The sequence below is a fragment of the Vibrio sp. SG41-7 genome (assembly GCF_014164465.1).
Taxonomy (GTDB): Bacteria; Pseudomonadota; Gammaproteobacteria; order Enterobacterales; family Vibrionaceae; genus Vibrio; species Vibrio splendidus.
This window is the reverse complement of record NZ_JACJFF010000129.1, coordinates 1-14213: the sequence shown is the minus strand read 5'-3', so window position 1 is coordinate 14213 and position 14213 is coordinate 1. Positions and strand designations below refer to the sequence as shown.

General features: G+C 42.5%; 5 protein-coding genes and 2 pseudogenes. 2 read left to right on the top strand and 5 right to left on the bottom strand.

Features of this window, described 5'->3' with window-relative positions; genetic code table 11:
* Window positions 1-360 (bottom strand): annotated as a pseudogene (locus H5300_RS22325) (transposase); the annotation flags it as partial.
* Between the two features lie 294 nt (window positions 361-654).
* On the bottom strand, window positions 655-1245 hold the full coding sequence (locus tag H5300_RS22320; protein ID WP_182796933.1) for a winged helix-turn-helix domain-containing protein: 591 nt from the start codon (window positions 1243-1245) through the stop codon (window positions 655-657).
* Between the two features lie 853 nt (window positions 1246-2098).
* Here H5300_RS22320 and H5300_RS22315 point away from each other — a divergent pair.
* Entirely contained in the window at window positions 2099-6409 is a 4311-nt protein-coding gene (locus tag H5300_RS22315; RefSeq protein ID WP_182796932.1) for a beta-prism lectin domain-containing protein, read from the top strand.
* A 116-nt stretch (window positions 6410-6525) separates the two neighbouring features.
* Here the strand turns inward: H5300_RS22315 and H5300_RS22310 are convergent, their stop codons facing one another.
* A complete protein-coding gene (locus H5300_RS22310) occupies window positions 6526-7698 on the bottom strand; it encodes a YbfB/YjiJ family MFS transporter (protein WP_105058914.1) in 1173 nt (390 codons plus the stop codon).
* Window positions 7699-7720: 22 nt separating this feature from the next.
* The gene (locus H5300_RS22305; RefSeq protein ID WP_105058915.1) at window positions 7721-9517 is read right to left on the bottom strand and encodes an FAD/NAD(P)-binding protein; all 1797 of its coding nucleotides are present in this window, start codon (window positions 9515-9517) and stop codon (window positions 7721-7723) included.
* Window positions 9518-10071: 554 nt separating this feature from the next.
* Between H5300_RS22305 and H5300_RS22300 the strand changes: the two genes are divergently transcribed.
* Window positions 10072-12648 (top strand): hypothetical protein, encoded by a 2577-nt coding sequence (locus H5300_RS22300; RefSeq protein ID WP_182796931.1) that lies wholly within the window; start codon window positions 10072-10074, stop codon window positions 12646-12648.
* Between the two features lie 309 nt (window positions 12649-12957).
* Here H5300_RS22300 and H5300_RS22295 read toward each other — a convergent pair.
* A pseudogene (locus tag H5300_RS22295) lies at window positions 12958-14179 on the bottom strand (IS4 family transposase).
* Window positions 14180-14213: the final 34 nt, after the last annotated feature.

The following is a 14213-nucleotide window of genomic DNA, read 5'->3' as shown; positions in this document are numbered from 1 at the left end:
CGAGGGTGACCACGCTCCCAGAAGGCTGCCCCTTCTCTTGGGGGAATAAGCGCAATGGCTCCCTTAATCTTAATAGCAGCGTGACACGCTCTCGTGTCGTAAGCGCCATCACCAGACACCTCAAGGATACTTCGGCGTGTTTGTTTCAGTAAGTTAGGGAGTACTTCTCCATCTGTAACCGTCGATAAATCCTTGAAGCGCTCTCAATGGCATAGAAAAAACTCGTTTCACCATGATGAGTGCTGTTGTGATAGCTAAATCACTGAACCGACGCGGTCTACCGAGCTTATTCTGTTTACTTTGCGCCCACCCGCTTATTGCTTCTTCATCAATCCAAAAGGTCAGAGAGCCACGGTTAATGAGTGATTGGTTGTATTGCTTCTAGTTGGTTGTTTTGTAACAAGGCTTAGGCATAGGGCTACGAGAGAGGGTGGAGCTAGCTGATAAGATCGTAGGTTCTTGTTTTAGTTCCATTGAATTACGCAACAAAGCCAATAAAAATAGCAATTAAGAGTAGTCGAGGACAAATTTTTTACCTTGTTGTTAGAGAGTGATAAAGGGTTGTACGATTTACTTAATTACCTTAAATAAATCGTACACTAGAGCCAGTTATTATATGTTGTACTCTTTAGCATAATTATAAATGACGAGATATTATGGAACCGTCTGAGAGGCTGCGGTAAAAGCGACTTGTTTTTCAGAAGATGTTAAGATTAATTCTAGTTCATCTTTTTTAGTTAAACATATTTGACTAGATTGATTATTGACATTTACATTGACAATCTCAAATTCATGCCAGAAATAGAAATAACCACCTATTATTATAGTAATTAAGATCGTTGAATAAATACTCCAAAATGCGTATTTAGGGTAGTGATTTAATTTTAGCTGTTTAGGTAAGTCTAGCGAAGCTTCAGATTCAGGGATATTAAGTTTGTAACCTTTTCTTGGAATATTAATGATTTTGATATTATCAAGTTTTAAGACTTTTCTTAGATTAGTAATCGCAACTGGTAAAGAGTTGGAACCAATGATATCCGGGCTCCCCCAAGCGGAAATGACCAACTCTTCTTTGGTAGAGATGAGCTTATCATTCTTAATGAGAGTCTCAAGTATACAACTCTCAGGTGCTGTGATAGAAAATGATTTTTTATTACTAAGAATCAATTCTGCGCCTGATTCATTACGTTGTAATAAACAGTTTCCAATAGAGGTGTTTAAGTTTTCAAGTTTTGGTCGTAGCATAACTTTACCATCTAATATTACATCATCAGTGAAATTCGAAGTTAGTCCCCCCCCCCCGTATTTTGATGATGATTTCAAGTTATAAATAAGGAGACGAATGTAGATTATAATTTATTTGGCATAAATGTAGGCTAAATAACCATATATTATAATGCTAAATACTTACACTCCAATTAGCTATTAGATGTTTCTGATTTGTTTTTTATTGATGGATCAAGGGTATACCAAGAAATTCTCGGGGAGATAAAAAAGTAAAAAGGGCTAAGTGTCATCATTTTAATCTCCTTTCTTCGTGTGACAATAATATTTAAATTAATACATATATAGATACTAATCAAGAGACATTGCTCTATTTTATATAAAAATAAATATAGAGTAATTGCTTGGTTTCGGCACGATTTAATGAGTTGTTATACAAATCAGTGAAGAGAGAGCCGGACACAGGTGAAGTTCTACGATTACATCAGGGTCACTGAAACTTCTAAAGGTTTTTTATCAAGCGTGGAAGTCGCTCATTTTGCTGATTTCCCATGTTTTATAGGTTGGGTTATCGCTTACTACCTCGCTCTCTTCCGGTAAGAATTGCAGCCGCTTGACCAACAAGACGTCTTCAAATCGAAGAAATAGTCCGTCTCTCACCGAATACCACTCAGAATGATAGATACCGCCTTATTTGGCGATATCTGTGTCGATATTAGGAATTCAATGATTTGAAGACGCTTACGAGAAAACTAAGATTTATGATAAAGAGACATAATTATGTATAAATTATGTATCTTTATTTGTTCGCTATCCTAATTTCATTATCAATAGAGTTATGTTATTCGCCCTACGGGGAAGCTGGAGGGACACTATGGTTATTGAACGCAGATTTCTCTTAGGAACAAAGACGTTTCTTGGGATATTTTTTTTGGTATTCAGCACTATTTCTTCAGCGTTTCAGTCTCCGAACGAAAGGTTTTTTCACTATGAATTTGGCAGAACTGATGCCAAATACGCAGTCAATGTTGAGATGAGTAAGCTCAATGAGTTGTCAATTCGTCACGGGGCCGCGATTGATGGATTTGTTTACACTTATGACTCTGAAGAAAAAATCTATCAGATCGGTGGTGAGGGCGGTATCATTTCGTCCTTAGATACCGCTGGTTTAAATAAAATGGTCATATATAGCGGCAACTTTTATTGGGGAAGTGCTGAGGAACCATCGATAGTAAAAATCGAATTTCATTATAACAACGGAGATAAAAAATCCTTTGGCAGTTCTGATTTTTCGTCCAACATTGTCAAAAGTGAACACGAGATTCAACCAGATTTAATTAGTATCTCATTCTGGTCTGATGGCTGGCTTATTGATGGCCTCAGATTTAACTATCCCCGGTTAGACAGTGCCCCTCCAAGTGACGATTTTTCTGAAAATTTTCCTCAGTTAAAAATTAAAAGAGCACTCAGTCAGGCTGGTGAGGGTTTTCTGTATGCTGTGATGCCAACCTCAAAACGGATTGGTTTATTGACCTACGACGGGACAACGACCATTGATGTGCCAACCCAGGAGCTAGATTATGAGCGGCTGACTATCCTAGAGTGTGGGAGTCGCGACGGTTTTGTTCCCCGCTCAGCAGTGCGGAACCATGAAAACGTATTAGGTTTCACTGGCTATGAAAGCCTCGATGACTCATGCCATTTGGCCCAAAACAGTGAGTTTAAATGGTTTGCCGGCAAATCATCGGAGCTTAATTCGTGGTATTCGGACAGCTTACAAGGGGAGCCCCAATGTTACTCTATCGATGGAGAGCGCTGCATCACCCAGCTTGACTACACCCAGCGGGATGAGATCACCAATCGTTCCATTATGCTATCTCTGGGAGACGAAGGTCAGCGAATAGCGGAATATTTGAAGCACACTAATCAGTTAACGTTAATAATCAACGGGAACCCTTTAGGTCAAGGTGTCTTAACGAGTCTGACGTTGCCCTATGAGCTGGAACACACTAGCACATATTTAGAGCGTTCAACTGTTGGAGGAAGGAACGGGGCCTTCCCGCCAAACTACACAGCTAATGGGATCCTACAAATCCCCTGGACAACCTACCCGGAGTTCCACACAGAAACGAGCTATATAGAGAGGACCTACACAGAGCGTTTACCTATTGAGCAAAGCAAGCGTGTCATTGTGGATGTAATTCTGACGGAGTCACCAGTTACAGTTTATTTACCCAACGGGAAAGCTCATCGACTTTCGACTGGCGATAGAAAAATCTGGACGTTCCTTGGCGGCGAGTGGTTTGAGGAAGGCCGCAATATTAATGACTATCCGGACATTGTCCGTCGTGCTCGGCCCGTCACTTGCAATCGGACCTTAACCGATAGTCCTGGGCACTGGTGTGCCAAAGCAGCCTCACAAGGGCAAACATTCCGCTACCAAACAGTGCAAGCCAACATCGATGCGACATTGAGTAATATGGAGACTCTTTTCACGACGATGGAAGCCTATGAAGCGCAAAGAATAAAAGATATTTATCTCCCGCGCATCGCGTCCTTACAAAAACGGGTCGATAGTAAAAAACGTGATAAGAGGGAGCAATGCGCGTGGGCGTGGGTATGGTGGATGGCGGTAGCATGTGGCGTCACCTCCGATGAGTATACGGATTTACGAGATGCACTCGACGCTCTCAATCAAGAGTATAAAGCGACTCTAGAATCATCCCGGGAAAAAGTGCAACTGGCGCGTGGGAGCCGTTGGCATAAATTACATGAAACATGGGCTCAGAATGATGGAACCCATTTTGCGGGTCTACTTCTGGAAGAAAGTAAGACCTTAGATGACCTTAAAACACTTAAAGCAGGCTACGATAAAAGCGCGCAACAAGCCAAAATGGATTATCAGGCTGCAATGACGAAGTACCTTAATGACGCCAGCCCGGAGCATGTTCTGTTGAAGACGATTGAAGATCTGCCACTAGTTGGCCCAGAAATCAAACACATTGTCGATTATGCTCGCCACCCTTCTGCGAAAAATCTCAGACGCATGTTATTGGGGTTAGCGGGTCCAGTGGGAGAAGCAGTCGAAGGGGTGGTCGAGCTCACCACTGAACCAGGGGCGTTAAACCAAAAGGAAATAAAGTTTCTGACCGACGTGCTGACTGATTTAAGTAATGACTCGACTATTGGCGAAGGTTTACAAGACGTCGTCTCCGATGCCATCAATGATTTAGGCGATGAGGTGATTGAGAGCATTCGTCAAGCGGGCCTGTGGCGAGATAAACCGGGTGAAGTAAACCTTATCCAGTCTGACTATCAAAATCTGGTTGACTGGCGTTCCCAAGTTCAACGTATTAACTATGACTTCTGGCAAGGCGATAGTGAGCAGGAAATCAATGTCCAGCAAAAGTTTACGCCTCAGAATAGCAACTTCGCCTCGTTCTTAGGCGCCCCGACGGTCTTTGATTCGAATTCTCTGACTGAGATTGAGTATGCGAGTGGCGGCAGCCTCTTCGCCACAAAACTGGCGAACATTTTCAATCATTCTTTTGGAACAGGATATGAAGATGTGGCTAGATCCAACCCTGCTTATACATCATGGACACGCGATCAGGTGACTAATGAATTGTATAAAGTCATTGCTGACCCAGCGTACTATCAGCAGCGCCAACCCTATTGGGTGGATTCTACAGCCATAGGAAAGCGTCCTGCCGGTCTGGTCTTTACCGATCAACACGCGATGATCGTTATGAATTCTGATCTGGTGTCACGCGACAGTGCGGATTTTTATAAATTTTATTTCGAAGAATTGGGTCATTTAGTCAATTGGTGGCGTTGTAAAATTTTTGAGGTTAACGTCAGTCAGTGCCAATCACCGGGAGATGCTGGCGCGCGTTTCAGGGATGCGGTTCTGATTGACCCCTCGCTCCATACCGCTGCGTTGCCGATCTTGCTGGCTGACTTACCTCAGCATCCGAATGTCGACAAACAAACAATACAATTTGCTGACAATAGCTTTGCGACGTTGGAAGGCTGGCCGGACTACTACACCGTCAATGAGCACATTGGTGGTAATGGCAAATTTTCCTGGCTGTTGCGCTTAGGGCTGGATATGTCTAGTCAGGATCTCAGGGGGTTGGTTGATGTATTTGAGCTGGAGGTGATTATCAATGCCCCAAGCCCAGCGCTGAAAGGCAATCCGTGGAAAAAATCGGCTAACGGCTACTGCAAAACCGATACAGACACTGACTGTAATATGCCAACGATGTGGATGTCGGTTGCTTTCCGAGATGCATTAAAGGTGGTCAGCGGGAGTATGCCACAATTTAAAGACGCGAAGGCATCACAAGCTGGCTTTGATATTCTGCCAATGCTGGTGAGAAAGCATGGCGGTAAGCTGCCATTTCAGCTCACGTCGGTCAACAGTACCGACTGGCGCTACATGGGCTCACACGATATCTATTACAAAAAATTTACCGGCAGCCTGGTAGCTAGACTGAATTTGTGGAAAACGCAAAAAGTGATGAGAGGTAAGACGCCGGGCACTACTTTCAAACCGGAGATATCATTAAAAGTGGCCCCCGCCTCTGGGAGTTATGTTGTTGAAATTGCGACCAAGGATAAGGAAGATTTTGCGGCTTGGTTGGCCGGAGATATCGTCTCTTCAGTGGCAGGATGCGCTGTCGGTTTTGTGGTGGGAGTGATAGCCGAAAGAGACCCGGTGACGCTGTGTCATGCTCTGTCAGATATCACCGAAGCGGTAGAGACGGCTTTTCAGGGATTGGACAAGCGTCCGACCATGTTCTTTGAAGCCGACGGTAATATCACCTTACCAGTATCGCTCGAATATCGATACGCGACAAGCGGTGATAAGATCCGCAGGAGAACCGCGACAGAGGCTCCTTCAGGGCGAGTCCAATACAGCGAAGATGGGCGAGCTCACTACTTGGTGGGAGAGGCACCCGGTTCTATTCCAGAGGAAGACATCAGTCACAATCGGGTCAGTATCACCACCAATCCACAGACTTCTTCTTTTCGAACCAAAGCTGGGAAAGCTTTCTCTAAACTGGGAGCCAAGTCGATTAACCCAGTTGGGGTTTTTCGATTTAGGGTTGGCTTTGATTATGCCGAAAAGGTGATACAGAAAGGAGCGTACGCTTTGCCGTCTGCCGTGATAGAAGACTGAGAGCGATAAAAGTTATTACGTCTGACGTATACCAAGGTCGTCCAAATCTAGAAGATAATTGGGGAGAGTTTCATGATCGATTCCTTTTTTAATTGCTCCTTTGAGTAGTGTTATGGTTACTTTTTGGTTGATGTAAATTTAATGCAGACTATCGATAAAATGAGTGCGCTCGCACTGATTATAAATAGGGCGTTATAGCTGTTGATTTGTGGGGCGTAATGAGCCATCACAACGGCACCTACGCCTTGCGATATAGCAAAGGCCATTGTCATTACCCCCCAAATTTTCGTATGGAGTTGTGTCCCAACGATTTCTAAGGTGTAAGTTGATACGAGTGTTACGGTGCCAGGGGTAAACATACCAACGAGTAGAGATGAAGCAAAAAGTGCAATCATATTGGTATTTAGCAAGGGAAGTGCTACCCCTATGGCTTTACACGAAAAAGCCACCAATAGTGCTTTTTTAAGTCCGAACTTATCACCTAATATACCGGTCACGATTGGTCCAACCGCAGCTCCTATACCAAAGACTGCCCAATAAAAACCCCCGCTCGCGAAACTCATTCCTAGCTCACGAACAAGATAATCGACCCAAAAGAGAGAATGCGGTAGGTAACCAATGGCATTAAAGGCATAAGCTAAAAGTACACAGCTAATACTTACACGCTCATATTTAGATAAGGCATTCAATCTAGAGGGACTTTGAGCGCCGTGATTTGGTTTAACCTCGAGAGACCATGTGTTCCATGTTAAGACAGTCGCGAGGAAAGCGATCGCTCCTATACCAAGCCATGCGCTTTCGACACTTTGAGAGATAAGTAGAGGTGTGAACGTGCCTGAAATCATCGCACCTAAACCAATCCCTGAAAATACTACGCCACTGATTCTTGCTTTCATATCTTGGGGGTGAAGGCGAACAATCATTGGTGGGACGAGTACCATAAGAACAGCTCCCGATATTCCAGCGATGGTTCTCAATGTCAAAAACCATTCAAAGGGAGCAGAATTCAAAGCACAGCCAAGGTAACTAAAGCTACTTAATAACAGAGAGGCACGTATGAGTGTAGCTATTGAGTAATATGTCTGTAAAAAACTTGAAGCAGGGGGCCCTAAGATATAACCAATGAGCGTTGCAGCGCCAAGAATGGAGGCATCTTCGTTTGAGAACCAACGGTTCTGAATGAGCACAGGCATTAAGGCTATGTAGGCAAAGCGTCCAATGCCATTCCCGACTAATATTGCAACTAGCCCTGCGAAAGAGGTGCGGTTTAATAGTTTAACTTGTGACATCTTGTTCATCTTAAGCCTGGGCCTAAGACAACTGTTTAAAGAGAGCCCGGACCGACCTACCTGCGTCGACAAGCGCCGTAGAGTTAACACCAGGTCTAGGTATGATAAAGGTGTAAAATTTATTGCCTTCTGTTGGAATGCCCAGCGCCCAAATGTTATTTTGCTCGATTCCATTTGCATCGATCACATTCATGTTTGGTGTTACATCAATCCCACCGGGATGATAATTTCCATTGAAGTAAAGCCTTGTATATTGTTTAGCTAAAAGGTTTTTCCAGAGCTCAGTCCCATCGTCTTCCGGGCTGTGTATTGTGATCTTTGCATGAATTTTTATGTTGGCTTGTTCTTGTAGTTCAGGCCACACTGTTGATTTGAGAGTGAACAAGTTTGTATTCGAACTATGTCTTACGTCTGGCGAAGGGCCAAGATTTAACTTGAGTACACCACTTTTTAGCAAAGCGAGCATCTCTTCTATTCTTTCTTTTGGTGGACCTACGGCGAGCCGGTTCATCAAAGGAATAAACACAGAATCAACCCAACGATGTGATTCTTCCGTCAGGCCTTTAAAGTCGATAACACTTCGAATGAGATCTCTTAAGTCACGTAATACGTCGCTAGCCGATTTTATTGGGCTACTGAGGTTCCCTTTTTTAGCTTCTTTAATATCGGCTTCAAGGAAATCTATCAGCCAAGCAATATAGACGTCTGGAGAGGCAAGCGCGTAGCTTGGGACTGGTGCGGTAAGTTTCTCCCAACTAAACCTATCTTTAATCGAAATGGTTTTAGCAATGAGCACTTCCTGTTCATTCAGTCGTGAGTATAGAAACTGGTTACAGAATTTTTGGGCCGCAATAAGCCCTTTCTTTTGGCTTAGGTAGCTTTCGTAGTACGCATACTCCATGTCTTTTATAAGCAAAGGCAGTATGTCTTTTATAAAACTGACGTCCCCTCGTTCTCTAAAGTTGGCGACCTTCTCAGGTGTTAGAAACTTAGCATGGTACTGCTTAGATGTTCCTTTTTGGTTTTCCGCTCTTCCGGACAAAGGCAGACCAGAGCGTGAATAGGCGATGATTTTGGGTTCATTTCCAGAAGGTAAATATTGAAGGCAACCTTTTTGAGAACGGATGAACTCTCCGCCACGTCCAATCGAAAACTCAGCCAGAATGTCACAAGCCGTTAATCCGAGCCCTTGGAGAGCGACCGTTTGATTTGAAGTGATATTTTTTAGTTTTTCTTTTAATGGGTATGGATTAAAAATTTCTTGGGCAGTATCAGGGTTTATATACTTGGCTTTCGTATGCCCTGTAGTTAAGTAGAGGTATTCAACATTGGTGATAATGTTTCGGTCATCAAGTAAATTCCAAGAATGATCATCCAACTTAGTGATATCAATAACTTCAGAAGGTACATAGTCGATCGTGATATGTGAAACGGACATATCAACAAGGTAGTGAAATACCCAATTCAGATACTCCCCAAAAAGAGCACGAGAATAGTATTCGTTCGGTAATATTGCTTTAGGACTTAGCTCATCTTTGGGTCTTTCGCACAACCATTGATAAAAAGTAGGCCCTGAAATTACATTTTTAGCTTCACTCACACTCTCATCAGCGAACATAGTGATTTGAGAGCTGACGGTATTGACGAGTAAATGATTCGGTTGTTTGACATCATGACACCCGGAGCCTGGAAGGTTTGGGTCAAATACTGTTATATCTAATGGTTGATGAGGGGTATCTATTGAGAGGGCAATTATACGCTCTAAAACGCTGAGTCCTCGAGGGCCAATACCAATGATGCCAATCGTATGATTTTTCATAAGTAGCCTTGATGCTTTTTGCCTGTTATTGATTTGCAAATACAATTGCTAAGTAATGTGTAAAATCGGTTCATAAAGGCTCTCTCATATCATGCTGTGATTATCCATAATTACTGTTTAGAGTGGCGATATCATCAATAATGAAATTTGGCTACGTACGTCTATTCACTTTCGTTCAGGTTGCTGCGCTTAAGAGCGCTATGTGCTTGACTCAGATGGTTGTTGACTAAAATCCACCCATTAACAGTTACGTACCTGAAACAACATCGCCTTTTTGTGACGTTGTCATCATAAGGGGAGTTTCATAACCATCCTTTTCTCTTTTTCTAACCCATAAGATGTCAGGCTAACAACGTAAGAAGAGAAGCAAATCTAATTAATGCTAATTTATTATATGAAATTAGGTCCCTATACTTGAATTACCATCAGAGCGTTCAGTCTTTCATTCACTTTATTGATTCACTTCAATTGGCTCTATATTAATTATTATAATTATTTACGCACCTCTCTTATTTAATATTAATATTTAATTATTTTTAATAGAGGTGAATGTAATGAAAATCAATGTTTTCACTCCAGTGAGCTTTTTGCTTCTTCTTCTACTCGGTTGTCAGGAAGAAATAGGGGGTGAGGTACAGAAGGTTGTTGTCAAAGAGAAAGTATTTGCTAGAGAATTGCTCCTCTCACAGCATGAAATGGTTAGTTTCTCAGAAATAGTGAAGAGTAGGCCTCAAACCGCCAACAGCAATGAACCCATAGAGTTTGAAGTCATGTCGGGGAAAGAGTTCGTAAAACTGACCAAGGATAAGAAAATTATCGCGCTCCAAGATGGTGAAGCGCAGCTAAAAAATAAACGAAATGGCGATTTATATTACTTAAAAATTGATTCAAATGACTTAAGTACGAATTTTTTAAACATAGCTCTTATCGATTTATACACGGGACTCGTACAGACTGAAGATGTACTTACAGCAGGACATCGTTACGCGATAGGTCTCTCTAGTCGCTTCCCATTTAAGCAGAGCGATGTGCAATTAAAGACCCGGATGGAGAAACTCGTCCAACAAGATACCGTCGGTAATATCTTCCTTACGCCTACTGAGGAAGATCTTCAAGATGAAGAAGAGCAACGTTTAATACAAATCCAAGTGAACGATCGGGAATACGCAAAATATTTTAAAATACAGCCAAAACAATTAAGTGGAAGCAAGCTAATTGCTGATCCTCAAAAGCGTTTCTTGCCTGTCGGAGCAAAAGTTGCCCCTTTGGTTTCGTATGTTAACGCGGACGGGCAGGTTCACCCTGTTAGAGCGGAGTTGTTAACTTATGTCATTGAAGGAAAGCCATTATCTCTGGCAGAACTCCACGATTTTCTGTCTGATCCAGGAGCATTAGGACGTCATGAGATCTTAGTTAAACACCCCAATATAGTAGAGGCGGCTCGCATAAATTATGAAATGGTCACGTTGGGTGAGTTTGTGGCCATGTTCGGAGTCACTGTCAATCTGCCACCTTTCCCAGAAGCATTACAAGCACATGTCGATGTGCCATATCGTGTTCTTATCACAAGCAACGGAATAGATGTCACATCCTTGGTCGAACTCGAGGTAAGTCCTGACGGGGCTGGGAGGATTGAAGACGGTTTTCTCATGATGTCTGACAAGACGAAAGAAACCTCCTTAGTCTCTGTCTCGATTAACGGGAGTAAGCTTTCTTCGTACCTTCCTCATTCTCCCGATTATTACAGAGTGAAGGTAGATAAAACTGATCTACATTTAAACCTCGATGTAGCAGATAGTCTCTACACGAAATGGGATAGAGACTTGCCCCCCCGTGTATTATTGAATGACATTAATGTCACTAACCGTAACCTAAACGTTGAATTCATTAACGCCAACGGTGAAAAAGTCCCTGGAAGTAAAGGAAAAAAAGCATGGTCAAGCTGCAATTTCAGTTTCTCTGATCCATGGGCAATGGTTCTTTTTGATGACAAAATTTATGGAGTGCCAGGAAATCAAACGCATGAATCACTGTTCACGTTTGACTGTCGTGAAAGAGATTATATCAACCCCATCCAAGCTATCGATTTTGTGGCGATAAGCAGTATGGGGAGCAAAGAAGTGATAAACCGCTATGGCGTCCCTTCATTAAACCACTTCGCAGAAAATAATTTTTATAGTATATCGTATGATAAGTTCGGTCAGCAACCCGTTCAGGTTAATGTTTCTCCATTTTTGAATGACCTTTTCAATCATTACAGCAAAAACTGGGTCATAGGACCGTACACAGTATCAGGCTCTGAAGACCTCATCGTAGATTCACGGGGAAACCTTACGTTTTTGGACAGCTTCCAACCATCCCCCCTAACCCTCAAATTTCAAGGGGAGGAACAAATAACCTATGATATTGAGGTTGATTACAACGCTATCGAAGCATCAGATACTCACATCTATAATCAAAATCATCATTCCATGACTCTTGCCAAAAATATTGAATTGAATGGTCAACAGCTATCTTTGGCAGATATCCCTTACCTAAAAGGGTCGGTGCCAATCACGGTAAGTGCGATAAATGAAGAAGGTGAAAATACAGATATTACTTCTTATGTTCGCTTTAAGGCCGATAAAAACACTGAGAATGATGCCATCATCTTAAGCGGTAATCGGTTGTACATGAACACTCAAGAGCCAGCGGGTCAATATCGATTTGACTTGTTTGATAAAGATTACAGGCAAGCGTTGTCAAGCGTCCTTTTTAATGTCGTCGATACGATGAAAATACATGCCATTCAAGGTCCACACTTAGATACGTCAATTCCCGTGGGCTCAATTGGACGCTTGGCATTTAAAAGAAAAGATGGGTCAGACTATGAAATTAAATTTAATCGAACCACTCGTTTTTTAAGGTCTTATCAATACCTGTCTACGATGTATAGCAATATTTTTTCGAAATCAGGAGGGAATATTTTACCAGTAGACACTCAAATTAAGGAAATCAATACGATAGGCTCAGCGTATCGAAATGGCTTTGGTATCAGTGATAATCTTATGGCCGAACTGAAACAACCGGTTCAATATGACTTTGAGATCACTGATCCATCAGGAAACTTGTTATTTTCACAGTCCCGCTAACTGATTATCGATTGATTAACAAAGAAATAGACTAAGAATGCCGTCTAGAGCGGCATTCTTTTCTAAATAATTATCCTCGATTTACTCCTAGCCGACCGGTTAAGGTTGGGATGGTATGGTGACAGGTAAGAGCCTCAGCTAATATTGAGGATGTTCTTATTCACGATTGACGTGATGCCTTTGCCAGTTAGGCGGTGTTAGAGAGGGATAGACAATTCAGACGGTGTCGAAATTGTTAGGTCGCACACGTATTTCGTCAACGCTTTGCTATGCAAGTGGTCAACAAATTCCGGACACTGACGGATCCCCTCATAATTTCCCTAGTCCTGCGTTGTGTGTGAGCCTTTGATATTCGAACATTCCCCATTGATATTGGGATTCGTTAATTTGATATCGCCGAGGATTTCGTACCTCTCTCCCTAGACGAGGTATGGATAGAACTCGGCGGTGTTTAATGCTGTTGGCTTGGAAGTCAAAATGCCATTTGGCTTGTACCGCAATGAGGCCATTCCACCACATCAAGATTTCAGCAAGCAACGCAATAAGAAGCAGGATATCCAATCGCTTAGTACAACGAGTTCTGTTGTGACGAAGCGATTCCATAGGCGGTACTCTTTAGATCGCGGAAGGCTTCTTCTATTTGCATGCGTTTGGCGTACAGGTTGGTAATTTGTACTTCATTTAAGATATTTCTAGGGACATTGGTCGCGAGTAACCACGGCTCCTTTGCACTGCGTTGATAGAGATGTGTAGCGGAGTGTTTTTGGCTGGTTCTGCTATGGCGCTGGGCTTTTCTGCCTTTTTCTAATCCCTTATAAACATAGGCTTCACAAGATATCGGTGATCTCTTTGCTAATAAGCAGTGGCCAAGATATTTGGTTTTATGGACGGCGTTTGGATAAAAGGTTTTATTTGAGACCCAAGGCTTTTGGGGCTGTTTGATTGATACTTCACCTCGGACACGACCTAACCAAAACCAACCTTTCTCCTGAACTTGGCGGAACCAAGTATTTCTAAAACCCGCATCAGAAACGATGATCGGACTGATTTTGTTCGGCAAAATACTCTGCAATTTATCGAGGAATGTTTGGTGACTTTTCGGTGAATTGTATTGACCATACTCAAAAACTTACTCAAAAACTTACTCAAAAACTTGCTCAAAGATTGTGATGGCTCGACCATCAAGTGCAACGGATGCTCTTAACGTCATATAACGAAGTTGTTCACGAACATCAGACCAATCCACAAGGATCACAGGGCATGGGTTAGCGCCCGTTATTAAGTAGGCATGCCATTTGTAAATAAGGTCTTTTTCACGATGTAGTTGGCGATTTCCAAGAAGTCTATCAACGCGTTTGATCGCATGTTTTACCGTGGTATTAGTTTCCAGTTTCCGACCTAGTTTAGTCAACGTTAAGTCTGAGCCGTCAAGTACACTTCTTGTAGCAAGTATCAGAGAACTAACGCGTTTTTTGTGAATGGAGGGGCATTGGTTTTGTATGGTTTGTTGTAGAATCTGAATGTCGCGCATTGTTAACCCACTTGTTCGAAATGTGTGTTCAGCG